This is a genomic window from Mycobacterium terramassiliense, from assembly GCF_900157385.1.
Classification (GTDB): domain Bacteria; phylum Actinomycetota; class Actinomycetes; order Mycobacteriales; family Mycobacteriaceae; genus Mycobacterium; species Mycobacterium terramassiliense.
Genome location: NZ_LT717697.1, coordinates 223,263 through 246,353, shown reverse-complemented (window position 1 = coordinate 246,353; position 23,091 = coordinate 223,263). Strand labels below are relative to the sequence as shown.

Genomic DNA, 23,091 nt, shown 5'->3' with positions numbered 1-23,091 from the left:
TGGCCCCACCGGCTGAGCAGCGTTGTGGGTCGTCCCTTTTGGCCTAACCCAAACGGGAGTTGAGTTATGGTTCTCCGCAACTCGACTGCAAGGGGACACCATGGCCAAGCTCAGGTTTGGATACTTCATCGCCCCGTTCCACCGTGCGGGCACCAACCCCACCCTTGCGCTGCAACGCGATCTCGAGTTCGTCGAACATCTCGACGCGCTCGGCTTCGACGAAGCGTGGATCGGCGAGCATCACTCCGCCGGCAGCGAGATCATCAGCTCCCCGGAAGTCTTCATCGCGGCGGCCGCCGAACGCGCCAAGCGCATTCGTTTTGGCACCGGGGTCATTTCGCTGTCGTATCACAACCCGCTCTGGGTCGCCGATCGGTTGATGCTGCTGGATCACCTCACCCATGGGCGCATCATCGGCGGGGTGGGTCCCGGTTCACTGCCCACGGATTCCTCGATGATCGGGCTGAATCCGACCGACACGCGCGAGCTTCTCGAGACCAACCTCGACATCGTCGTTCGGTTGCTGGCGGGGGAGACGGTGAGCGCGAAGACGCCCACGCACCAGCTCTTTGACGCCAAGTTGCAGCTGGCCCCGTACTCCGAAGGCGGGATACCGCTGGCGGTCGCCGCGGTCGCCTCGCCGACCGGTGCCCGGCTGGCCGGAAAGCACGGCATCGGGCTGTTGTCCATCGGTGCGACGCTCATTGTCGAAGGCTTCGACGCGCTGTCCTATCACTGGAACATCGTCGAGGAGCGCGCCGCGGCATTCGGCACGCAGGTCGATCGCAAGGACTGGAGCCTGGTCGGGCCGATGCACATCGCCGAGACCGACGAACAGGCCCGCGCCGACGTGAAATTCGGCATCGAGTCGTGGTTCAACTACTTCCAGAAGGTGGCGGCCTTCCCCCAGATGACCATGCCGGGCGAACAGCTCGACGAGATGATCGACATCATCAACGACAACGGGGCGGGCGTCATCGGCACGCCCGAGCGGGCCCGCGCCCAGGTGCAACGGCTGTGGGATCAGTCCGGCGGCTTCGGCTGCTTCCTGCAGATGGGCCACGAGTGGGCGAATCCCGCGGCCACCAAGCGATCGGCCGAACTGTTCGCCGCCGAGGTCATGCCCCACTTCCAGGGCCTGGCGCAGCCGACGCTGGACGCCGCGGCGCGGGCCGGGCAGGTGCGCGACGACCTGGCGCAGTCCCAGCTGCAGGCCGTCGAGCACATGGCCAAGAAGTATCAGGACGAGGTCGGTTCGAAGTAGCGGCTCAAGGGCCGAACCACCGCGTGCGGCCGCCCCCGCGCGGGTGATCTCATATTGCGGCGACAGCGGCTTCTCAGCTCGCAGCTAGTCACGGGCGCAAACCTCAGTGCATGACAATCCGGGAAGTCGGCACGCCGCGTCGGCAATGGCAGCGCCTCCAACTGATTTTCGCCGGGGCCGCGGCCCTTGCGACGCTCGCGCTCTTCGGCACGGCGCACCCCGACGTGGCCGTGGCCGCTCCCGCCAGCGGCCCCGTCGGGGGATTCGCCGCCGACGACGGCGACGACCAGGCCCAGTTGCAGCAACAGCTGGCGCAGCAACAGCTGCAGCAGTCCATGCAACAGGCCGAGGAACAAAACGAACAGGCTCAACAGCAGGCTCAGCAAGCCGAGCAGCAAGGTCAATGGGTCGAGGATCACCCCGGCCCGTAGCTACCTGTCGCCGGCCGACTGGCGCTCGGCCGCCTGCACCAGCCGGCCCGAGAAGAACCGGACCGCCCCGCCCATCGCGGCCCGCATCACCGGACCCGTTCCGCGGACTCCTTCGACGAACTCGCCCGTCCAGCGGATGTCGGTGCCGCCCGACTGATTCGGGGTGAAGACCACCTCGCCGAAGTAATCCTTGGCGGGGCTGGGCGGCCCGACCAGCTTGTAGGCGTGCCGGCGGTCCTGCTCGTAGGCGACGGTTTCCTCCTGCACGAGCAGCGGCCACATCCCGACCTTGCGGACGGCCCCGACGCCGCCCGGCGCCGGATCCCCCTGGCGCGTCCAACTCGACTGAAGAACGATGGGCTTGGCCCACTTCGACCAGTTGGCGCCGTCGGCGACCAGCCGGAACAACGTCGCCGCGGGCGCGCTGCTGGTGCGGTTGATTTCGAACGAAAACTTACGGCCCGACATGCCGCGTACCCTACGCGTCGGGTATGGAGCTTCTGCGAGTGCGGTCACGGTGCGGCCGTCCTCGAGCTTGAGCCTGCAGCTGGCAAACCCGGCTCCAGGCAACCCCAAATCTATTCAGGCCGGGTGAATCCAGAGGGACTCGTCGGCGATGACAACCTCGGTTGCCGGCGATCGCCCGCCGCCCCGCGATGAATTTTGGCGTCGAGGATTGTCTATACGTGTATCCGTCGGACTCGATCGCTCGATGGGTCAACGTAAGCCGCCCCCGCGCCTCCCGCGGGGGCTTTTGGTTTGGGAAGGGGTTTGTCGTGAGTGAGATCGCCGACAAGGCAGTCTTGATCACGGGCGCCAACCGCGGCATCGGCCGGGCGCTCGTGGACGAGGCGCTGCACCGAGGGGCGCGGCGGGTTTACGCCGGCACCCGGGATCGTTTTACCGCACCGGACGAGCGCGTCGTGCCGGTGGCACTGGACGTGACGAATCGTGCGCAGATCCACGACGCCGTCGGCGCGGTCGAATCGCTCGACGTGCTGATCAACAACGCGGGCATCGCGCGCTACGACGACCTGAACGATCCCTCGGTCCTCGAGCGGCACCTTGCCGTCAACCTGTTCGGCACGCACGCGGTCACGCGCGCATTCCTGCCGATGCTGATGCGCTCGAGCGGAGCGGTGGTCAACAACCTGTCGATCAACGCGCTGGCGCCGCTGCCGCTCATCCCCGCGTACTCGATTTCGAAGGCGGCCGCGTTCAACCTCACGATGTCGCTGCGCGCGTTCCTCGCGCCGGAGGGCGTGCGCGTCCACGCCGTCCTGACCGGCCCCGTGGACACCGACATGACCCGCGAGCTCGACATCCCGAAATCGACCCCGCGATCCGTGGCGTCGGCCATCTTCGACGCCCTCGCGCGCGACGAGCAGGACATCTTCCCCGACCCCGTGTCGCAATCGCTCGCACGGGGGTGGACCAGCAGCCCGACCAAGGCGCTGGAGCGTCAGTTCGCCGAGCTCGTCGCCGCGGCACCGATGGCCCACCGATCACCAACCAGGAGCACACCATGAACGACCTATCCGGCAAGACCGCACTCGTCGTCGGCGCCAGCCGCGGCCTGGGGCGGGGCATCGCACTGGCTACGGCCGCGGCAGGCGCCTCCGTGATCGCGTTGTCCCGCAGCGCCACCACGTTTCCCGAGCCCGGCGGCGCCGGCAGCATTCAGGCGGTCGTCGCCGACGCCGCCGACTCCTCGGTGCCGGGCAGCCTTCTGGACCGATACGATCCGCAGCTGCTTGTGTTGGTGGCCGGGGCAACCCCACTGATTCGCCCTCTGCAGCACCACACCTGGGAGACGTTCTCGGCCAACTGGAACACCGACGTGCGTATCGCCTTTCATTGGCTGCGGGAGGCCCTGCTCAGACCGCTGCGGCCCGGCAGCACGGTGGTGGTCGTCAGCAGCGGCGCCGCGCTGGCCGGCTCGCCGCTCAGCGGCGGGTACGCCGGCGCCAAAGCCACCCAACGCTTCATCAGCGGCTACGCCCAAGAGGAGGCCGACCGCGCGGGACTCGGCATCACCTTCACCGCGGTGTTGCCGCGGATCACTCCGTTGACCGACCTCGGCCGCCCCGCCGTGCGGGCCTACGCGGCCCGCAATGGTCAATCCGAGGAGGAATATGTCAGGCAGCTCGGCGAACCGCTCAGCCCGGAATCGGCCGGTGCGGCCGTCCTCGAACTGGCGCGGGCGGACACCGCCGGCGTCGCTCCCGGCTACCTGCTTACCGGCGCGGGGCTGCAGCAGCTCGCCTGACGCACCCAAGCGTCGAAAAACACTGCACCACAACCGAAAGGCCAACGATGAACATGCAGGCACCCCCGCTCGTATCGGCGCAGGACTGGGAGACGGCGCGCCGGCAGCTGCTGGTCAAGGAAAAAGAGCTCTCCCGGGCGCGGGACGCGCTGGCCGCCCAGCGCCGCCGCATGCCGTGGCTGCCGGTGGACAAGCCCTACCAATTCGACGGGCCCGACGGCAGGGTCACCCTGCTGGACCTGTTCGCCGGCCGCCGCCAGCTGATCGTCTACCGGGCGTTCTTCGAACCCGGGGTGGAAGGGTGGCCCGACCACGCCTGCCGGGGCTGCTCGATGATCGCCGATCACATCGGCAACCTGGCCCACCTGAATGCCCGCAACACCACGTTGGTGTTCGCCTCCCGCGGCGGTCAGCCCGACATCGCCCGGGTGAAGGCCCGGATGGGCTGGCACATGCCCTGGTACACGATCACCGACGACTTCGACCGCGACTTCGGTGTCGACGAGTGGCATGGCACCAACGCCTTCATCCGCGGCGGCGACCGGGTGTTCCGCACCTACTTCATCAACAACCGCGGCGACGAGGCGCTGGGCACCACCTGGAGTTACCTCGACATGACCGCCCTTGGGCGGCAAGAGGATTGGGAGGATTCCCCGGCCGGCTACCCGCAGAGCCCCGCCTATGCCTGGTGGAACTGGCACGACGCCTACGGCGAGCAGCAACCGCAGTGGTGGGACGACCCCGAACCGGGCGCGCGCAACCCCAACGATCCCCGGCCCCGCCGCGACGCGTGAAAGGCTCTGAGCATGGCGGACGCCGGCATCGATGATTTCGCACAAGTCGCCGAACGGTACCGGCCCGAGCTGCGGGCGTACTGCTACCGCATGCTCGGATCGGTCGACGAGTGCGAGGATCTCGTGCAGGACACCTACCTGCGGGCGTGGCAGGCCTACGCCGGGTTCGAGGGCCGATCCTCAGTCCGGCTGTGGCTCTACAAGATTGCCACGAACACGTATTTGAACGTGTTGCGGACGCGCAAGCGGCGACCGCTTCCCTCCGGGCTCGGCGCCCCGGCCGACGGCGCGGCGGTTGCGCTGGCGCCGGCGCAATCGGACATCCCGTGGTTGCAGCCCGCGCCGGACAGCCTGTTGTACGGCGCCACCGACGACCCCGCAGTCGTCGTGTCGGTTCGCAGTAGCGTCCGCTTGGCATTCGTCGCCGCCCTGCAGCATTTGTCGCCCTTGCAGCGCGCGGTCCTGGTGCTGCGCGACGTATTGGGTTGGCAGGCCGGCGAAGTCGCCGAAATGCTGGAGACGTCCGCCGCCGCGGTCAACAGCGCCCTGCAACGCGCACGCGCGCGGTTGGCCGAGGCCGGCCCGAGGCTCGACGAGCTCGGCGAACCCACCGAACCCGAAGTGCGCGGCGTGCTGGACCGCTACATGGCCGCCTTCGAAAACGCCGATGTCGATGCATTGGCGGAACTGCTACGCGCCGACGTCGATCTCGAAATGCCGCCCATTCCAACGTGGTTCACCGGGCGGGAAGCGGTGTGCGCGTTTTTGGCCCGGGTCGTGCTGCACACTGCGGACCAATGGCGGCTCGCGCCCACCCAGGCCAACGGCGCCCCGGCCCTGGCCATGTACAGGCGGGCACCGGATGGTTCCTATCAAGCCCACGGGCTGGACGTGCTGTCCCTGGTCGGCGGGCGCATCTCGCGCATCGTTGCGTTCAACGACGCGGCGCTGGTCGCAAAGTTCGGCCTGCCCGAGGCCTTCGCGGCGCCGGGGAGCTGAAGGCACCGAGCGTGTCCGACACCGACGAGCGGGCCGTGCTGACAGAAGCGGCCCGCTATCTGTTCCAGAATCTCCTTCTGGTCCGCGCGTCCGACCTCGCGGCGCCGACGCCCTGCCGGGGGTGGGACCTGCGCCGGCTGCTGCACCACGTCTGCGCCTCGTTGGCGGAGGTCGCCGACGTGCTGGCCGCGCGCGACTACGACGAGGGGACCCGGCCGGCGGCGGCCGCGGATCCCGTGAGCGCCGTGCGGGCCGCGATCGTCGACTGTGTGCTCGCAGCCCGGGCGCACAACGCCGCTGCCGGCGTTGCCGGCCGGTGGTGCGAAATCCAGGGCCGGCCGATACCCGCCAAAACCGTTGCCCACGTTGGTGCCATCGAGATGGCCGTGCACGCGTGGGACATCGCCCAGGCTTGCCGAATCGATCGGCCCATACCCTCGGATGTTGCTTCGGCCCTGTTGTGCGTTTCGCCACCCCTGGCCCGCGCCGGGCTGGCCGGGCACGTGTTCGCCGAACCGCTGCCGGCACCGTTGACCGCCACACCGAGTGAGCAGCTACTTGCCCTCTTTGGCCGTCGACAGGCCCCTCGCTGAGCGCGGGCCCGGGCGCAGCTCGTCGTCGCGGGCGTGCAGTGCGTCGCCCCGCGCGGGCGACCGACGGCCCGCGGCGGGCACCTAGACTGCGCTCATGGATTGCGGTTCGGAGCACGGCGCCGCGGCTCCACAGGGCCTGCTACTGATCGAGGACTGCCTGGACGCCGAGGGCGGCGTCGAGTTGCCGCCGGGCACCACCCTGATATCGCTCATCGAGCGCAACATCGCCAATGTCGGTGACGCCGTGGCGTATCGCTTCCTGGACTACGCCCGCTCCGAAGGAAACGCGGTAGAAGTGACCTGGGCCCAATTCGGGGTCCGGTTGCGGGCGATCGCCGCGCGGGTGCAGCGGTTCGCCGGCGAGGGCGACCGGGTGGCGATCCTGGCGCCGCAGGGCATCGACTACGTCGCCGGGTTCTACGCGGCGATCAAGGCCGGGACCATAGCGGTGCCGTTGTTCGCGCCCGAACTGCCCGGCCACGCCGAGCGTCTTCAGACGGCGCTGCGCGACTCCCGGCCGGCCGCGGTGCTCACCACGGCGAACGCGAAAGGGGCGGTGGAGAGCTTTCTCGCCGGTCTCCCGGACCTGGGGAAGCCACAGCTGATCGTCATCGACCGGATACCCGACTCGGCGGGGGAGCTGTACGTGCCCGTCGAGCTGGGCATCGACCGCGTTTCGCACCTGCAGTACACGTCGGGCGCGACGCGGCCCCCGGTCGGGGTGGAGATCACCCACCGCGCCGTCGGCACCAACCTGGTGCAGATGATCCTCTCGATCGACCTGCTGGACCGAAACACCCACGGCGTCAGCTGGTTACCGCTCTACCACGACATGGGCCTGTCGATGATCGGCTTTCCCGCCGTGTACGGCGGGCATTCCACCCTGATGTCACCCACCGCCTTTGTCCGCAGGCCGCTGCGCTGGATCCAGGCGCTGTCCACCGGGTCGAAGCAGGGCCGGGTGGTGACCGCCGCCCCGAACTTCGCCTACGAGTGGACGGCGCAGCGCGGCCTGCCCGCGCCCGGCGACGACGTCGACCTGCGCAACGTCGTGCTGATCATCGGTTCCGAACCGGTCAGCATCGACGCGATCCGGACCTTCAACAAGGCCTTCGCCCCGTATGGATTGCCGCGCACGGCATTCAAGCCCTCGTACGGCATCGCGGAGGCGACCCTGATGATCGCGACCATCGACTCCTCCGCGGAGGCATCCGTCGTGTATCTCGACCGCGGACAGCTGAGCGCCGGTCACGCGGTACGTGTCGCGGCGGACGCCCCGAACGCGGTGGCGCAGGTGTCCTGCGGCCGGGTCGCCCGCAGCCTATGGGCGGTGATCGTCGACCCAGAGAGCGGATCCGAACTGCCCGACGGTGAGGTCGGCGAGATCTGGCTGCAGGGCAACAACGTGGGTCGCGGGTATTGGGGGCTGCCCGACGAGACCCGCCTGGCCTTCGGCGCCACGCTGCGGTCGCGCTTGGCCGACGGCAGCCACGCCGAGGGCTCGACGGCCGGACGGCCCTGGCTGCGGACGGGGGACCTGGGCGTGTACCTCGACGGCGAGATCTACGTCACCGGCCGCATCGCCGATCTGATCACCATCGCGGGCCGCGACCACTACCCGCAGGACATCGAGGCCACCGTCGCCGAAGCCTCGCCGATGGTGCGCCGGGGATACGTGACCGCGTTCTGCGTCCCGGACGGCCGCGAACAGCGTCTCGTGGTGATCGCCGAACGCGCCGCCGGCACCAGTCGCGAGGATCCCCAGCCGGCGATCGAGGCGATCGGGAAGGCGGTGTCGCACCGGCACGGCGTCCCGGTCTCCGACGTGCGCTTCCTGCCGGCCGGTGGCATCCCGCGCACCACGAGCGGCAAACTGGCCCGCCGAGCCTGCCGCGCGCAATACCTCGGCGGCACGCTGGGAGCGCACTAACCAGCGGATGCGAGGCCGCCGGGAGGCGCAGCGGTGGCATCCTGGCGGGGTGGGTTTGCTCATCCGGTTGGCCGAGCTCCTGATCGTGATCCTGCCGCTGACGGGCATGGTGGTCGCCGCGGTGCGGGCGTTCACCGCCAACAAGCGGCGCGCCGAAGAGCCGCGGGAGCTGGATCATACGCGCCCGGCGGAAGCTGTCGGCGCGCCGGTCGGTAGCGCGAATAGCCAAGCGGCGCAATGGCGTTCACTCCGGCGCGTCATCGACGAGCACAACCGCACCGACGCGCGCTGGCTCGAGTACGAACTCGACGTGGCCAAGCTGCTCGACTTCCCGCTGATGACCGACATGCGCGATCCGCTCACGATCGGCTTTCACAAAGCCAAGCTCCGGGCGGACTTCCTGCGCCCCGTCAAGGCCGAGGACCTCCTGGACGATCGGGAGGGCGCGGCGCGGTATCAATCCGCCGTCGAGGACTACGTGACCGCGTTCAACGTCGCCGAGGCCGAGGCCACGCGCAGGCGCCGCAGCGACTTCTCCGCCGAAGGCCGGCAGCGGATCGCGCGCGCCCAGAGCCTGCTGCGGGTGGCCGCGGATCCCGCCGCGGCGCCGCAGGAACGACAAAAGGCATTCGACCTGGCCCGCAAAGAACTCGACGGTCTCATCGTGTTGCCCCCCACGACGCAGGCCGGCATCGAGCGGGGGATCTCCGGCCAGCTGGAGGGATGACTTTCGCCTCTTATCTGTGCAAGCGGCTCGGTGCACCATGACGGCATGATCGCTTACGAGCTGGACAGCGAGCACAACATCCTGCTGGTCCACCCGCAGTCCGCCCTCGACGAGAACGACTTCACCGAACTCGCCAAGGCCGTCGACCCGCAAATCGAGGCCAACGGCGACCTTGCCGGCCTCATCATCAGCGCGCCGTCGTTCCCGGGCTGGGACAGTTTTTCAGCGGTGGTCACCCACTTCCGCTTCGTCCGGGATCACCAGAAACACATCAAGAAGGTCGCGGTGGTCACCGACTCGCACCTCGCGGATGTGGCCGAGCATCTGGGCTCGCACTTTGTGTCAGCCACGATCCAGCACTTTCCCGCCGGGCAAGTTGAGCAGGCGCGGCAGTGGATTATCAACGGATCGTGAGGCGCCGGTCTACCGTTCTCGAATGGCCGTCCCGCCCGACCTCCCCGACGCGCAACCGAGTCTCGCCGGGTACCCGGTCGCGCCGCCGCCGCTTCCGGGTCGAGTCACGTTCGAGCAGCGCTGGGCCGATCTGACGTTCCTGCACTGGCCGGTGCGCCCGGAAGGCGTCGAGGCCCTCTACCCGCCCGGCACCCGCCCGGACGTCTTCGCCGACGGGATGACCTACGTGTCGCTGATCCCGTTCGTGCTGGCCGGCACCCGAGTCGGCACCGCGTTGCCGCTGCCGTACTTCGGCCGATTTGCGGAGACCAACGTGCGGCTCTATTCGATCGACGACGCCGACCGGCACGGCGTGTTGTTCCGCTCGCTCGAAACCTCGCGGCTGGCCGCCGTGCCCGCGATCCGGATGGGCCTAGGCGTGCCCTACACGTGGTCGAAGATGCGGGTGACGCGCCGCGGCGACCACCTCACCTACGACAGCGTGCGCCGCTGGCCCCGCCGCGGCCTGCGCAGCCGCGTGACGGTCGCCGTCGGTGAGGTGGTCGACCCGACACCGCTGGAGGTCTGGCTCACCGCGCGGTGGGGCGCGCACACCCGCAAGGCCGGCCGGACCTGGTGGGTGCCGAACGAGCACGATCCGTGGCCGATGCGCGCGGCCGAGGTCGTCGAACTGAGCGACGAATTGCTGGGCGCGAGCGGGGTGCGACCCGCCGGCGCGCGTCTGCGCGCCCTGTTTTCGGAGGGCGTGCGGGCGCGCTTCGGTCGCCCGCGCCCGCTGGAGGGATCCGCGTTCACGGGCAGGAGTAGCCGCCGTCGATGACGATGTCGGAGCCGGTCATGTAGCTGGACGCCTCGCTGGCCAGATACACATACAGGGCGGTGAGCTCCTCGGGCCGGCCCAGGCGGCCCATCGGGATCTTCGGCTCCCACAGCGCGTGGTACTCCGACAGGGGCTCGACGAGCTCGGTGAGGATGTAGCCGGGGCTGACGCTGTTGACCCGGATTTGGTGCGGCGCAAACTCGACGGCCATGGCCTTGGTCAGGTGGATGACCGCCGCCTTGGAGGCGCAGTAGTGGCCGACCTGCTGCGGAATGTTGATGATGTGGCCGGACATCGAGGCGGTGGTGATGATGACCCCACCCCGGCCCCGCGCGACCATCGCCCGCGCCGCGGCCTGGGCGGTGAGGAACACGCCCGTCACGTTGGTGTCCTGGATGCGCTGAAATTCCTCGGGCGGCATGTCCAGCATCGGTGTGACGGTGATGATTCCGGCGTTGCAGACCGCTATGTCGATGCCGCCCAGCTCCGCGGTCACCCGGTCCACCATGGCGTCGACCTGGTCTGGCCGGGTCACGTCGCAACCGACGGGCACGACCCGGCCGCCGGCCGCCGTGAGCTCCGCGGCGACCTCCTCCAGGGTGTCGGAATGACGGGCCGCGATCGCCACCTCCGCGCCGGCTTGGATGTAGGCCAGCGCCACTTCCTTACCGATGCCGCTGGACGCCCCGGTGATCAGAGCCTTCTTGCCGTGCAGGTCGAACAAGTTCAGCACGCCCATGCGATATCCCCATTCAGAGCAGTCACCTTGAATCGAAACACGTTCTAGTGTGTCCGCTATGGGCAAATTCAGCAGGGCCGAAATCGAGCAAGCCGTCGCGAACTACACGACCGTCGTCGAGGGGTGCAGCGCCTCGGGCGACTGGCGAGCCTTCGCCGATCTCTTCACCGAGGACGTCGTCTACACCGAGCATCACTACGGCGTCTTCCACGGCCGCGAGGCGGTGCGGGACTGGATCGTCGCGGTGATGGCCCCGTTCCCGCACATGCGGTTTCCGAATGACTGGATCGCCTACGACGACGACAACGACGCCGTCGTCATCATGATCAAGAACCTGCTGGACCACCCGACCGACCCGGACGGGGAGCCGTTCTGGTTCCCCAACTGGACCCGGCTGGTCTACGCCGGCGACGGCCTGTTCTCCAGCGAGGAGGACATCTACAACCCGAACCGCGACGCGCCCCGGGTGGTGGCCTCCTGGATGCAGGCCGGCGGGCGGCTCGCGTCGGAGGAGATCCTGCAGCCCAACGCCTAAACCCGAAGGGCGCGAACGCTTGCGGCGCAAGTAATGCCTCTCGGACCCGCGCTGCGCCCCAAATTACGCCTTCTGGCGTCACTAGCATTGTGCAATAATTGCACCCGCCTACTGTATTGGGTCAGTACGCACGGTGTCGGGTTGTGACCGTTCGCGAAGTTCCGCAGCCCGCACAAGAGCCCAAATCGCCGGACCGGAGGCGAAGGAGGCAGCGGTGCAGACCGATGACGAATTGGCGAAAGTGCCGCTGCCGCAGGCATTGATCGAGCTGGACAGCTCCACAGCCGGTTTGACCGCCGCCGAGGCGTTGCGACGGCTCCAGCGTTGTGGCCCGAACGAAATCGTTGAGCGCCACCGCAATCCGGTGCTCGAGTTTTTGGGTTATTTCTGGGCGCCGATCCCCTGGATGATCGAGGTCGCGCTGGCGTTGTCGATCGCCGCCCGGCACTGGACCGACGCGGTGATCATCGGCGTGCTGCTGGCGGTGAACGGCTTGGTCGCATTCTTCGAGGAGCACCAGGCGGCCAATGCGATCGCCGCGCTCAAGCAACGGCTGGCGTCCTCGGCACGGGTGTTGCGTGACGGCGGGTGGGTGACGGTGGCGGCCCGCGAATTGGTGCCCGGCGACGTGGTGCGGGTGCGGCTCGGTGATGTGGTACCCGCCGATCTGCGGGTGCTCGACGACGTCACGCTCGAGGTGGATCAGTCGGCGCTGACTGGGGAATCGCTGGCCGTGAGCCGCGGGCAGGGCCAGGGTCTGTATTCCGGGTCGGTGCTGGTGCGCGGGGAGGCCGACGCCCTGGTGTGTACCACCGGGGCGTCGTCCTATATGGGCAAGACCACGGCGCTGGTGGAGACTGCGGGTACCGTCAGCCACTTCCAGCGCGCGGTGTTGCGCATCGCCAACTACCTGATCGTGATCGCGGTCGCGTTGGTGACGTTGACGATCGCTGTCTCGCTGGTCCGGGGTAATCCCGTGCTGCAGACCCTGGAGTTCGCGCTGGTGGTCACGATCGCCTCGATCCCGGTGGCGCTGCCGGCGGTCTTGTCGGTGACCATGGCAGTGGGTGCTCGCCAGCTGGCGCACCGGCAGGCCGTCGTCAGCCACCTGCCCGCGGTCGAGGAACTCGGCGGCATCGACCTGTTGTGCTCGGACAAGACCGGCACCCTGACGCAGAACCGCCTCGCGGTCGCCGCCCGCTGGACCACCCCGGGCACCTCCGAGGACGACCTGCTTACGGTCGCCGCGTTGGCCTCACGGGCCGAAGACAACGACCTCATCGATCTGGCGATCATTGCCGCCGCGGGTCGACGACCGTCGCTTCAGGTCGAGGAGTTCATCCCCTTCGACCCGGTCCGCAAACGCACCGAGGCGCTAGTGCACGACGGCGACGGTCAGACATTTCGGGTCAGCAAGGGCGCACCCCAGGTCATCGCCGCCCTGTGCGAAGGCGACGGCGCCACCACCCGGCTCAACGATGTGGTCGAACGCTTCGCCACCCACGGGCATCGATCCCTCGCAGTGGCCAGGACCCACGGCGACGGTTCTTTTCGGCTGATGGGCGTGCTGGCGCTGGCCGACCCGCCGCGCGACGACTCCGCGGCCACTGTCACCGCGGCACAGCAGTTGGGCATTGACGTCAAGATGGTCACCGGTGACCAAGTCGCCATCGGCCGCGAGATCGCCCGCCAGGTCGGCCTGGGCGACCAGATTCTCGATGCGGCCACCCTTGACGTCGACGCCGCCGACGACGAGCTTGGCGCCCGAGTGGAGGCCACCGACGGTTTCGCGCAGGTCTTTCCCGAACACAAATACCGCATCGTGCGGCTGCTGCAGGCCCGGGGCCACATCGTCGGGATGACCGGCGACGGGGTCAACGACGCGCCCGCTCTCAAACAGGCCGACGCCGGCATCGCGGTGGCCGGGGCCACCGATGCGGCCCGGGCGGCCGCCGACGTGGTCCTGCTGGCGCCCGGGTTGTCGGTGATCGTGGCTGCGATCGGGCAGGCCCGCGAAATCTTTGCCCGGCTGACCAGTTACGCCACCTACCGCATCGCCGAAACCATCCGGGTGCTGCTGCTGATCACCCTCGCGGTCGTGTTGATGAACTTCTTCCCGGTCACCGCGGCGATGATCGTGTTCCTCGCGCTGCTCAACGACGGCGCGATCCTGTCCATCGCCTACGACCACGTGCGCGGTTCACCCAAGCCCGTCAAATGGGACATGCGCGTCGTGCTGACCATCGCCACGGTGCTCGGCGTCATCGGCGTCGTCGCCACCTTCACGCTTTTCTTCCTCGCCGACAAGGTCTTTGGCCTCAGCCACGACATGATCCGCACGCTGATCTACCTCAAGTTGTCCGTCGCCGGGCAGCTCACCATCTTCCTCGCCCGCACCCGCGGCCCCTTCTGGTCACGGCCCGCACCCGCACCACTGCTGCTGGGGGCCGTCATCACAGCGCAAACGATCGCCACCCTGATTTCCGTCTACGGGGTGGCGATGACACCGATCGGATGGCGGTGGGCCGGTGTCGTGTGGGCCTACGCCGTGTTGTGGTTCCTAATCAATGACCGGATCAAGCTCGCGGCCTACCGCTGGCTCGACCACCGCCGATCCCGTGCTTCCGCAACACCTGACCGCCGTTGAACTCATGGACTCCGAGCCGGAAAATCGTCAGGGCGGCGGACTTTGGCCGGAAATCGCGGCTCGCGTCTATGACGGGATCGGCCGGTTCCAAGACACCCAGAACCCATTTGAACGCCCCGCGCTTGACCGGCTCATCGCCACCGCTCGCGCGTGAGTGTGCCCTTCCTGCTTGCTAAGAATCTGAAACTTGCTGGGCTGCAACGAATGCCAGGGCTTCGCGTAAAAGCGCGGGCCACGTTTCCGGGCGCCCTGACCCGATGGCGGCCCACTCGCGAAACCGCCGACCGGACGGCGCGAATGGCTCGGCCCCACCCGATTCCATCAGCTCGTTGACCCTCGACGCCGGCAGCTTGACGATGAGCGCGGCGTTGCGCCGGTCGAACGAGGCGAAGAATCGGCCGTCGGCCCGCAGGCAGGGGAGGCCCATCATCGTCGAGCGGGTGACCGTGGCGTCGGCCAGCAATGGTTCGGCGACCGCCCAGAAGCGGGCTTCGGTGGAATCGCCGCTCACCGGCGTAGCTCCGCGCGACTTGGCACCCGGCGGTCGGCCCACGGATCGGCGCCGACGTGCTCGCCCTCGGCGGTGCGGCACAGCCGATCGAGGTAGTGGGTCCAGCCGCCGTCGTGAGCCTCCGCGGCCCCGTCGTCGAGGCCGCGATGCACCAGTTTGACGAGCGTGGTGCCGTCGGGCTGCGGTATGAGGTCGACCTCGACTGTGGTTGAGCCGGGCGGGATCCCGACGTCGGCGCGCTCCCAGCCGTAGGTGAACACGATCCGGCGCGGTGGGTCGACTTCGACGTAGCGGCCCGATACGGTGTCGCCGTTGGGATGGGTCCAGCGGACGACGCCGCCCGGCGTGGCGTCCAGGGTTGCGCCCGCGGCCATCCATTGCCCGAATTGCGCCGGGTCGGTGAACAATTCGAAGACACGCTCGGGGGTCGCCCGCACCACAATCTGCTGAATGACCAGCTTCATCGAGCTTCGCCTTCGGCGGCGACGCGCAGCCGTTGCAGAGGCGCGGCCCAGAAGTCATCGAGCAAGGCCGCGACCTCGGCGACGCGCGCCAGGTCGGCGCGATACAGCCGGCGCGTCGCATCGGCACGGACATCGACCAATCCCGCGTCGCGCAAAATCTTGAGGTGCTGGCTCGCAGCCGATTTCGACAGCCCCGCGGCCTCGGCCAGGGCGGAGGCGGGCCGCTCCCGATCCCACACCAATTGCAGCATCGTGCGCCGGCCGGGGTGGGCCAGTGCCCTGATGGCATCCTCGACGGCCGGCTCGGTCATGGTGCGCGGCCCATCGCCGCCAGCAGCCGATCCTGCGCCGAGGCGCCCTCGCCGACCTCCACCTCTGGGCCGATTATCCCGGCTTCCCTTCCGCGCCTTGGCATTTCGGGGAGAAACATTGCCACGCAGGCCTCCACCAGGCCCACATCGAGCCGTTCATCCTGGCCCGTCGCCCGGGCCAAGTCCCAGGTGTGGATCAGCACGTCCATAAAGGTGCCGGCAACGGCGTCCGACACCGGCCAGTCGAAGCCGAGCGGTGACACACAGACGCGCTCCAGCGCGCCGGGGGAGTCCAGGGCGGCCAGGACGCGGTCCACGCGGTCTCGGTAGTCGGTGCCGAGCGCACCCGCCGACGGGCCCGGCTCGACACCCGTCGCCGCCGCGAGCAGGTAGTCCGCGCCCCCGACGAGGTGATCGATCAGCTGCTGCACCGACCACTCCGAGCACGGTGTCGGCCGCCCGAGCTGATCGGGTCCGACCGCCTCGACGACCGCAACCGCGCGATCCGTCGCGGCGCGATAGAGAAGCACGGGAGCGGGCTGGTTGTTAAGCACCCGCTAAATTTAGGGCTCGCTAAATAAGGCGTCAAGCCCCGGCCGCGGCGGGTGCGACGCGCCTGCGCCGGCGCGACCGGACCGCACCCAGCGCCTGATCCCAGGCCAGTAACGTGGTGGCCTTCAGGTTGGCCGGCTTGACGCTGTCCCTCGACAGCAGCGCGGTGGCGGCGGCCTTCGTGGTCGCCGACGCCTTGGACATGTGACCGGAGTCGAACGGCGGCTGCGGGTCGTATTCGATCGCGAGCTGGATCGCCTTGGCGCGGCCTTCCCCGCCGATCTGGCCGGCCAACCACAGCGCCAGGTCCAACCCGGCGGACACCCCTGCGCTCGTGATGACGTTGTCCTCGTGCACGATCCGCTCGTCGGACACGGGGATGACGCCGAAGGCCTTCAGCGCGGGAAGGGCGATCCAGTGCGAGGTGGCGCGGCGGTCCTTGAGCAGGCCGGCGGCCGCCAGGATCACCGAGCCCGAGCACACCGACGCCGTCCAGTCGGCGCTCGAATGCGCCCGGCGCAGCCACTCGAGCAGCGCCTCGTCGCGTGCGTGCACCGGCGTCGACGGTCCGCCCGGCACCAAAATCACGTCGGGGGAAGGGGTTTCGGCGAGCGAGTGGGTGGCGCCGATGACCAGCACGCCGGAGTCGGCGGTGATCGGTCCGGGTTCGTGCCACACGAATCGCACGTCGGCGCCGGGCAGGTTGCGCAGCACCTCGTACGGGCCGATCATGTCCAGCGCGGTAAAACCCGGATAGGCCACGATGGCGATTTGGGTCTGGGACATCGTTGATCCTTTCTCGATCAGGCGAAGGCTTTGCGGTACTGATCCGGCGAGATGCCAACGCGCCGGAGGAAGTTGCGTCGCATCGTTTCCGCGGTGCCGAAGCCGCACCGGGCCGCGATCGCGACGACGGTGTCGTCGGTCTCCTCCAACTGCCGGCGCGCGGCCTCGGTGCGGATGCGTTCGACGTAGTGGCCGGGCGCCTCACCCACCTCGTCGGTGAAGACTCGGGTGAAATGGCGCGGGCTCATCGCCGCGCGGCGGGCCAGGTCCCCGATGCTGTGCTGCCCGCCGGGTTCGGCCTCGATGGCCTCCTGCACCTGGCGGATCGAGGTGCGTTTGGCGCGCGGCATCCACACCGGCGCCGCGAATTGCGTCTGCCCGCCCGGGCGGCGCAGGTACAACACGAGCCAGCGGGCAACCGTCTGCGCGACCTCGGTGCCGTGGTCGTCCTCGACCAAGGACAGCGCGAGATCGATTCCGGCGGTGACACCCGCCGCCGTCCACACCGTCTCCGAGCTGCGGACGAAGATCGGGTCCGGATCGACGTCGACGGCGGGGAACTCGCGGGCCAATCGCCCGGCGAAGGCCCAGTGCGTGGTCACCCGCCGGCCGTCCAGCAGCCCCGCCTCGGCGGCGAGGAACGCGCCGGTGCAGACGGTGACCACGCGCCGGGCTTTCCCGGTGACCCTCTTGATCCAGCCCACCAGCTCGGGATCGGTTCGCGCCTCGTCGACGCCGCCGCCACCCGGCAGCACGACGGTGTCGATGGCGTCGCTCGGGTCGGGCAGCGGTTTCGCCAGGAATCCCAGCCCGGTCGCGGTGGTCACCGGCCGGCCGCCGACCGAGGCCATGAGGACGTCGTACCCACCGCCGGTCAGCAGCGACGCGCCGGTGAACACGTCGTGGGGTCCCACCACGTCGAGCGCCTGAACGCCGGGGAAGCCGACGATCACCACCCTGCGAGTCATGCACTCAGTCTCGGCCCGCACCCGTCATGGCGTCTACGCCCAGTACCCCACGAATTAGGACATGGCGACCTGACCCCAGGCCCCGGTACCGGGCTTGGCAGACTGTGCCCATGGCACAGATAACCTTGCGTGGAAACCCGATCAACACCGTCGGCGAGCTTCCTGCCGTCGGATCCCCGGCCCCGGCCTTCACCTTGGTCGGCACGGACCTGGGCGCGGTCAGCAACGACCAGTTCAGCGGTAAGCCCGTGGTGCTGAACATCTTTCCGTCCATCGACACACCGGTGTGTGCGACGAGCGTGAGGACCTTCAACGAGCGCGCGGCCGCGAGCGGCGCGTCTGTGTTGTGCGTGTCGAACGACCTGCCGTTCGCGCAGGCGCGATTCTGCGGTGCGGAAGGCATCGAGAACGTCAAGACGGGGTCGGCGTTCCGCGACAGCTTCGGCCAGGACTACGGCGTCAGCATCGTCGACGGCCCGATGGCCGGCCTGCTGGCGCGCGCCGTGGTCGTGGTCGGCGCCGACGGCAAGGTCGCCTACACCGAGCTGGTGCCCGAGATCGCGCAGGAGCCCGACTACGACGCGGCGCTGGCGGCGGTCGGCTGACGCCTGTTTGCAGTGCATCGCGGCGGCGGGCTCTGAGCTGGTAGATCGGTGGCTTTGCGTGTTAGCCTCGACGATGGCAAACCGCAGCGCGCCCCTTATCGCGGGCATGGTCGCAATCGTGATCGCGCTGACCGCGTGCAGCCCGAAATCCACGGTCAAACCCGAGGGCGCGGCGCAATCCGTCGTCGACGTCGTCTCCGGCCAGACCGGCTTTCACCCGACCGATGTGCACTGCCCGTCGGGGGTGGAGGCCAAGGTCGGCCAGGAGTTCGACTGCCATTTCACCGGTCCCGAGGGCAAGCCCTACACCGCGCACCTGCGCATCACCAAGGTCGACGGTGAACGGGTCGACTTCGACGTCAGAAGCCGTCCGTCGTAACCGGCCCCAGCCGGTCGGCCGTGGCGGCCAGGACCTCGCGGCACCCGGTCCACATCCGCGCGATGATGTCGGCGGCCGGCGCAATGTCGAGAATGCGGCCGGCCACCTGGCCGGTGTTGGCGACGCTGGCGTCCATGTCGCCGTCGAAGTAGAGGCGCTGGACGCGTTGCAGCGCCTCCGCGCCTGCCGCCAAAGACGCTGAGGCCTCCAGCCTTTCGGCGGCTGGGGTGCGGATCACCCGCATCATCCGTTTCCCGTCGAGGGGCAGTAGCACGGTCGCCGTCTCGTCGGCACGCACGACCGCTTGCTTGAGGTTGCCGTGCACCGGCGACTCCGCCGAGGCCATCAGCCGGGTGCCCATCTGCACGCCCTCGGCGCCAAGGACCAGCGCTGCGGCCATCGATCGGGCGTCGCAGATGCCGCCCGCGGCCACGATGGGCACGTCGACCTGGGCCGCCACCAACGGCAGCAGCACCATGGTCGACGCGCCGAAGCGGTTCTTGAACCCGCCCCCCTCGACGCCCTCCACCACCAGCCCGTCCACGCCGGCGTCGACGGCCTTCTTGGCCGCCGCCAGGGTGCCCACCACGTGGAACACGGTGATGCCCGCGTCGTGCAACCGGTCGGTGAACAGCGCCGGATCGCCGGCCGAGGTGGTGACGAACCGGATGTCGTTGGCGACGAGGAGATCCACCACGGCCGGATCGCGGTTGAACAACAGCGCGATGTTGGCGCCCACGGAACGGTCGGTGAACTCCCGGACCCGCCGGATGTCGGCCCGGCCCTGGTCGGAGGTGGTTTCGATGATCCCCAGCGCCCCGGCGCTGGAGACCGCCGCGGCGAGCTGGGCGCCGGCGATGTAGGTCATCGGCGCCTGGATGATCGGGACGTCGATCCGCGCGAGCTCGCAGACCCGGTTGGGGGCGGGGCCACCGCCGTCGGCGCTCATCGGCCGCGCGGGTCGATCAGGTCGCGGAAGCCGGCCGCGGGGGAGACGGAGGCGCCCAACGCGGCGACCCGATCGGTCAGGCCCTTGTCCGATGTCACCACCCGAATGTCGTGCGGCCGCGGGTCGGCCCGCACCAGCCGGACGATCTGGTCGTCGGCGGAGTTCGCGGCCGCCCTGGGGGCGTACGCGACCTCGATCACCGACGAACCGATGGGGGTCGCCGGCGGCCGCTCAAACACCACGGTCACGTGCTCTCCCTGCGTCGCCGCCCACCGGTCCAGCCTTTCCACCAGCGCGACCATGGCGCGGCCGCGGTCCTTCCACCACCCGTCGGGGCGACTGCCGATCACGTTCATGCCGTCGACGATCCACCGCACAGGCACACGGTAGGGCACACCGGTTGCGGGGCGGTCCCCGAGAGCCGCGGCAAGGCCCGGTGTCCGGCCGTCGCGGTGTGAATCCTGGGCGGTGCGTGTGCACTCACGGCGGCGACACGCCGAGGAACGGCCGCCCAGAACGCACGCTCAAAGCCCTCGGCGCACACTCGACCGGGAAATCGGCGGGCAAGTTCCACGACGGCGACGGTCGCGATGGTATTAATTACGGTCACCGGCACCGGTTTTCTCCACGGGGTGCCGGCGCACCGTAACCGATGAATGGGAACGCCGATGACGTCGTTAGCCGACACGGAGGACCGGGTGGTTTCGCTGGCCCGCGGCATGCGGGACCTGGTGCAGGCGCAGGCCGCCGAGTCCGAGCGGGCGCGCACCCTGACCCCGGCGATCGTCGACGAAATGTGGGCCAGCGGGTTGATGTCGTCGTTCAACCCCGTCGAGGCCGGTGGCGTCGAGCCGTCGTTCACCGAGATGATCGAAACCTGGATCGAAATGGCTTGGCAGGACGGATCGTTCGGGTGGATCGGCATCGCCAATCTGCCGTCGTCCTTCGCCGCCGCGACGTACCTGCCCGACGAGGGCTTCGCGGAGGTGTTCACGGCCCACGACAACCGGGTCACCCTGGGCGGGCAGTTCTTTCCCAACGGGCAGGGCGCCGCGGTCGACGGCGGTTACCGGGTGACCGGGGCGTGGCAATTTGGCTCGGGCATCGGCCACTCCGAATACGTCGCGGCCGGGTTCCTGCCGATGGACGACGGCGAAATGCGCTGGATCAGCGAGGGCTTCCCGGAGATGCGCGTCGCCGTGCTTCCGCGCGAACAGGTCAGCTTCGACGACGGCTGGCACGTGCAGGGCCTCAAGGGAACCGGCTCCTACGACTACAGCGTCCAGGACGTGTTCGTGCCGTCGGCCCGCACCTTCGAGCTGTTCGTCCGGGAGCCGCACCGCGGCCGCTCACCGGCCACGCGGATGGGGCTGATGCCGGTCACCGCCGCCGGCCACGCCTCGTGGGCGCTCGGCGTCGCCAAGAGCATGCTCGACGACGTCCAGGAACTGGCGGCGACGAAGTTCCGGATGAGCGACATGGCCTCGCTGGCCAGCCGCCCGACTTTCCAGAAAGGGCTGGCGCACCACCGCGCGGCGTGGCGCGCCGCGCGCCTGCTGGTGATCGACGCGTTCACCACCGCCGAGGCCGCCGTCGCGGCCGGCGACGACCTGACACCGGCCCTGCGCGCCGACATGCGGGTGGCCGCCGTCTATGCGACCGACACCGCGCGGGCCTGCGCCGAGTGGGCGCATCTGGTCGCGGGCACCAGCTCCATCCGCGAGGGCAGCCGCCTGGAGCGCGCCTTCCGCGACATCTACACCGGAACCCAACACGCCTTCATCAGCGAGAAGGTGGCCATCGACGTGGCGCAGATATGGCTGGGCATCATCGACGACCAGCCCGGTCTGTGACTCACTGACCCCCGCCGGCGTCGGCTCCTTTGGACGTCGAGATCGACGCCACCGTGCTGTCCACTCGAAGTTTTTCGCGCCGGCGTCGATTTCGACGAAGAGTTCACGACGCCAGCTACTGCCATGCAGGGCTGACCGATCCCCCGAGCACAATGCGCAAAACCGGGTAATCGTCGCTTATCCAGACCCTACCGCGCGAATGAGCACAATGCGCGAAAGTCGGGCGGCGTCGTTGTCGCGAAGGCACTTTCGTGCCGTGGCGTCAGACCGACGGCTTCTCGCGCAGCCTCGGCGCGGCCGCCGCCGCTTCCACGTACTCGGTGACGGCCTCGGGCGCGACCAGCCCGAAACGGACCTGCAGGTCGATGGGGTTCAGCCCGAAGTACTCGGCGGCCCTGATCAGGTTGTCGGCCGTGATCAGCCTGCCCTCGCGAGCGGCCTTGTAGTAGGCCGACTTGCGATAACCGAACGCCTCGTAGACCTCGGTGGCGGCGAGGGGCCGGCCCACCAGGTACCGCAAGACCACCGTCGGGTCCTTGTCGCGGTCGTCCATAATCCGAAAACAGTAGCCGACGGCGGTGGACGGCGCCTGCCGTGCGAACACCATCGCTTCGGCCGGAGCGCAGCGCCTACTATCAGCGGATGCGCGGCTCAAAGATCTTGATCACCGGCCCGACCGGTCAACTCGCCACCCCCATCGCTTTGGCGCTGGCGCCCGAAAACGAAGTGTGGGGCATCGCCCGTTTCAGCAACCCCGCCGCACGAGAAGGCCTCGAAAAAGCCGGGATTCGGTGTCAGACCGTCGACCTGGCGGCCGGGGACTTCACCGGCGTCCCGGATGACTTCGACTACGTGCTCAACCTGGCGGTCGCCAAGAGCGGACATTGGGACAAGGACCTCGGCGCCAACGCGGAGTCGGTCGGCCTGCTGATGGCCCACTGCCGCGGGGCGAAGGCCTTCCTGCACTGCTCCTCGGCGGCCGTCTACGACCCGCCCGACGACGAACCCCGGACCGAGCAAGCCGCCCTCGGCGACAACCACAAGTTCCTGTTCCCCACCTATTCGATCTCCAAGATCGCCGGGGAGGTGGTGGCACGGGCGATGGCGCGCATCCTCGACGTGCCCACGACCATCGCCCGCCTCAACGTGCCCTACGGCGACAACGGCGGCTGGCCGTACTACCACATGGAGATGATGCTGGCCGGCATCCCGATCCCCGTCCCGCCCGGCGGACCGGCCCGCTACAACCCGATCCACGAGGACGACATCATCGCCACCGTGCCCAAGCTGCTCGAGGCGGCCTCGGTCCCGGCGACCACCGTCAACTGGTGCGGCGACCAGGTCGTCAGCCTCCAGGAATGGTGCGGCTACCTCGGTTCGCTTGTCGGCAAGGAGCCGGTGTTCGAGGAAAGCCAGCACGCGTTGCGGGGCAACCCCACCGACGGGGAGCGGATGCACGAGCTCATCGGCGGCACGACGGTCGACTGGCAGGACGGGTTGCGGCGCATGGCGGCCAAATTCCACCCCGAGCTGGTCGGCGCGTAGGGACAA

28 protein-coding genes are annotated in these 23,091 nt (G+C 68.9%); 17 read left to right on the top strand and 11 right to left on the bottom strand.

Annotated elements, in window-relative coordinates:
* Positions 1-100: 100 nt before the first annotated feature.
* Positions 101-1,264: an LLM class flavin-dependent oxidoreductase gene (locus MTAB308_RS01270; RefSeq protein ID WP_077097115.1), complete on the top strand. Its 1,164-nt coding sequence runs from the start codon at positions 101-103 to the stop codon at positions 1,262-1,264.
* A gap of 110 nt (positions 1,265-1,374) precedes the next feature.
* Positions 1,375-1,695 (top strand): hypothetical protein, encoded by a 321-nt coding sequence (locus MTAB308_RS01265; protein WP_077097113.1) that lies wholly within the window; start codon positions 1,375-1,377, stop codon positions 1,693-1,695.
* Here the strand turns inward: MTAB308_RS01265 and MTAB308_RS01260 are convergent, their stop codons facing one another.
* Entirely contained in the window at positions 1,696-2,163 is a 468-nt protein-coding gene (locus tag MTAB308_RS01260; RefSeq protein ID WP_077097110.1) for an SRPBCC family protein, read from the bottom strand.
* A 161-nt stretch (positions 2,164-2,324) separates the two neighbouring features.
* On the opposite strand from MTAB308_RS01260, the gene MTAB308_RS01255 reads away from it, so the two are divergent.
* The 9 genes from MTAB308_RS01255 (at position 2,325) to MTAB308_RS01215 (ending at position 10,241) form a co-directional block, all read left to right on the top strand.
* Positions 2,325-3,224 (top strand): SDR family NAD(P)-dependent oxidoreductase, encoded by a 900-nt coding sequence (locus tag MTAB308_RS01255; RefSeq protein WP_245831181.1) that lies wholly within the window; start codon positions 2,325-2,327, stop codon positions 3,222-3,224.
* On the top strand, positions 3,221-3,964 hold the full coding sequence (locus MTAB308_RS01250) for an SDR family oxidoreductase (protein WP_077097106.1): 744 nt from the start codon (positions 3,221-3,223) through the stop codon (positions 3,962-3,964). The genes MTAB308_RS01255 and MTAB308_RS01250 overlap by 4 nt, the downstream gene beginning before the upstream one ends.
* Positions 3,965-4,017: 53 nt before the next feature.
* Positions 4,018-4,758 carry a DUF899 domain-containing protein gene (locus MTAB308_RS01245; RefSeq protein WP_077097421.1) on the top strand — a complete coding sequence of 247 codons (741 nt, stop codon included), beginning with the start codon at positions 4,018-4,020 and terminating at the stop codon, positions 4,756-4,758.
* 12 nt (positions 4,759-4,770) lie between these two features.
* On the top strand, positions 4,771-5,757 hold the full coding sequence (locus MTAB308_RS01240) for a sigma-70 family RNA polymerase sigma factor (RefSeq protein ID WP_108637161.1): 987 nt from the start codon (positions 4,771-4,773) through the stop codon (positions 5,755-5,757).
* Positions 5,758-5,768: 11 nt separating this feature from the next.
* Positions 5,769-6,350 carry a TIGR03086 family metal-binding protein gene (locus tag MTAB308_RS01235; protein ID WP_077097102.1) on the top strand — a complete coding sequence of 194 codons (582 nt, stop codon included), beginning with the start codon at positions 5,769-5,771 and terminating at the stop codon, positions 6,348-6,350.
* A 94-nt stretch (positions 6,351-6,444) separates the two neighbouring features.
* Positions 6,445-8,280, top strand: coding sequence for a fatty acyl-AMP ligase (locus tag MTAB308_RS01230; RefSeq protein ID WP_077097100.1), 1,836 nt, complete (start codon positions 6,445-6,447; stop codon positions 8,278-8,280).
* A 49-nt stretch (positions 8,281-8,329) separates the two neighbouring features.
* A complete protein-coding gene (locus MTAB308_RS01225; protein ID WP_077097098.1) occupies positions 8,330-9,007 on the top strand; it encodes a hypothetical protein in 678 nt (225 codons plus the stop codon).
* Positions 9,008-9,052: 45 nt separating this feature from the next.
* Positions 9,053-9,421 carry a SpoIIAA family protein gene (locus MTAB308_RS01220; protein ID WP_077097419.1) on the top strand — a complete coding sequence of 123 codons (369 nt, stop codon included), beginning with the start codon at positions 9,053-9,055 and terminating at the stop codon, positions 9,419-9,421.
* A gap of 22 nt (positions 9,422-9,443) precedes the next feature.
* A complete protein-coding gene (locus MTAB308_RS01215; protein ID WP_077097096.1) occupies positions 9,444-10,241 on the top strand; it encodes a YqjF family protein in 798 nt (265 codons plus the stop codon).
* On the opposite strand, the gene MTAB308_RS01210 is transcribed toward MTAB308_RS01215, so the two are convergent.
* A complete protein-coding gene (locus tag MTAB308_RS01210) occupies positions 10,213-10,980 on the bottom strand; it encodes an SDR family oxidoreductase (protein WP_077097094.1) in 768 nt (255 codons plus the stop codon). The genes MTAB308_RS01215 and MTAB308_RS01210 overlap by 29 nt on opposite strands.
* Before the next feature lie 58 nt (positions 10,981-11,038).
* Here MTAB308_RS01210 and MTAB308_RS01205 point away from each other — a divergent pair, with 58 nt between their 5' ends.
* Both MTAB308_RS01205 and MTAB308_RS01200 read left to right on the top strand, forming a co-directional pair.
* On the top strand, positions 11,039-11,515 hold the full coding sequence (locus MTAB308_RS01205) for a nuclear transport factor 2 family protein (protein ID WP_077097092.1): 477 nt from the start codon (positions 11,039-11,041) through the stop codon (positions 11,513-11,515).
* Between the two features lie 214 nt (positions 11,516-11,729).
* The gene (locus MTAB308_RS01200; protein ID WP_083746398.1) at positions 11,730-14,162 is read left to right on the top strand and encodes a plasma-membrane proton-efflux P-type ATPase; all 2,433 of its coding nucleotides are present in this window, start codon (positions 11,730-11,732) and stop codon (positions 14,160-14,162) included.
* A gap of 172 nt (positions 14,163-14,334) precedes the next feature.
* Here the strand turns inward: MTAB308_RS01200 and MTAB308_RS01195 are convergent, their stop codons facing one another.
* The 6 genes from MTAB308_RS01195 to MTAB308_RS01170 are packed head-to-tail and all read right to left on the bottom strand — an operon-like array spanning position 14,335 to position 17,754.
* A complete protein-coding gene (locus MTAB308_RS01195) occupies positions 14,335-14,673 on the bottom strand; it encodes a hypothetical protein (RefSeq protein WP_077097090.1) in 339 nt (112 codons plus the stop codon).
* On the bottom strand, positions 14,670-15,137 hold the full coding sequence (locus MTAB308_RS01190) for an SRPBCC family protein (protein ID WP_077097088.1): 468 nt from the start codon (positions 15,135-15,137) through the stop codon (positions 14,670-14,672). Before MTAB308_RS01190 ends, MTAB308_RS01195 begins: the two co-directional genes overlap by 4 nt.
* On the bottom strand, positions 15,134-15,448 hold the full coding sequence (locus MTAB308_RS01185; RefSeq protein ID WP_077097086.1) for an ArsR/SmtB family transcription factor: 315 nt from the start codon (positions 15,446-15,448) through the stop codon (positions 15,134-15,136). Before MTAB308_RS01185 ends, MTAB308_RS01190 begins: the two co-directional genes overlap by 4 nt.
* Entirely contained in the window at positions 15,445-16,002 is a 558-nt protein-coding gene (locus MTAB308_RS01180) for a TIGR03086 family metal-binding protein (RefSeq protein ID WP_077097084.1), read from the bottom strand. The genes MTAB308_RS01185 and MTAB308_RS01180 overlap by 4 nt, the downstream gene beginning before the upstream one ends.
* A gap of 31 nt (positions 16,003-16,033) precedes the next feature.
* Positions 16,034-16,786, bottom strand: coding sequence for a DJ-1/PfpI family protein (locus tag MTAB308_RS01175; protein WP_077097082.1), 753 nt, complete (start codon positions 16,784-16,786; stop codon positions 16,034-16,036).
* A 17-nt stretch (positions 16,787-16,803) separates the two neighbouring features.
* Positions 16,804-17,754, bottom strand: coding sequence for a GlxA family transcriptional regulator (locus MTAB308_RS01170; protein WP_077097080.1), 951 nt, complete (start codon positions 17,752-17,754; stop codon positions 16,804-16,806).
* A 110-nt stretch (positions 17,755-17,864) separates the two neighbouring features.
* On the opposite strand from MTAB308_RS01170, the gene tpx reads away from it, so the two are divergent.
* Together tpx and MTAB308_RS01160 are read left to right on the top strand one after the other, a co-directional pair.
* The gene (tpx, locus tag MTAB308_RS01165; protein WP_077097078.1) at positions 17,865-18,359 is read left to right on the top strand and encodes a thiol peroxidase; all 495 of its coding nucleotides are present in this window, start codon (positions 17,865-17,867) and stop codon (positions 18,357-18,359) included.
* Positions 18,360-18,432: 73 nt separating this feature from the next.
* Positions 18,433-18,738 carry a DUF4333 domain-containing protein gene (locus MTAB308_RS01160; protein ID WP_245831180.1) on the top strand — a complete coding sequence of 102 codons (306 nt, stop codon included), beginning with the start codon at positions 18,433-18,435 and terminating at the stop codon, positions 18,736-18,738.
* On the opposite strand, the gene MTAB308_RS01155 is transcribed toward MTAB308_RS01160, so the two are convergent.
* Positions 18,719-19,687, bottom strand: a complete 969-nt coding sequence (locus MTAB308_RS01155) for an NAD(P)H-dependent flavin oxidoreductase (protein WP_077097076.1) — start codon at positions 19,685-19,687, stop codon at positions 18,719-18,721. The two genes, MTAB308_RS01160 and MTAB308_RS01155, sit on opposite strands and share 20 nt — an antisense overlap.
* Positions 19,684-20,064, bottom strand: a complete 381-nt coding sequence (locus MTAB308_RS01150) for an NYN domain-containing protein (RefSeq protein WP_077097074.1) — start codon at positions 20,062-20,064, stop codon at positions 19,684-19,686. The genes MTAB308_RS01155 and MTAB308_RS01150 overlap by 4 nt, the downstream gene beginning before the upstream one ends.
* A gap of 291 nt (positions 20,065-20,355) precedes the next feature.
* Here MTAB308_RS01150 and MTAB308_RS01145 point away from each other — a divergent pair, with 291 nt between their 5' ends.
* Positions 20,356-21,540, top strand: coding sequence for an acyl-CoA dehydrogenase family protein (locus tag MTAB308_RS01145; RefSeq protein WP_077097413.1), 1,185 nt, complete (start codon positions 20,356-20,358; stop codon positions 21,538-21,540).
* A gap of 262 nt (positions 21,541-21,802) precedes the next feature.
* Here MTAB308_RS01145 and MTAB308_RS01140 read toward each other — a convergent pair whose 3' ends face one another.
* Positions 21,803-22,093 (bottom strand): hypothetical protein, encoded by a 291-nt coding sequence (locus MTAB308_RS01140; RefSeq protein WP_077097411.1) that lies wholly within the window; start codon positions 22,091-22,093, stop codon positions 21,803-21,805.
* Between the two features lie 89 nt (positions 22,094-22,182).
* Between MTAB308_RS01140 and MTAB308_RS01135 the strand changes: the two genes are divergently transcribed.
* A complete protein-coding gene (locus MTAB308_RS01135) occupies positions 22,183-23,085 on the top strand; it encodes an NAD-dependent epimerase/dehydratase family protein (protein WP_077097072.1) in 903 nt (300 codons plus the stop codon).
* Positions 23,086-23,091 lie beyond the last annotated feature (6 nt).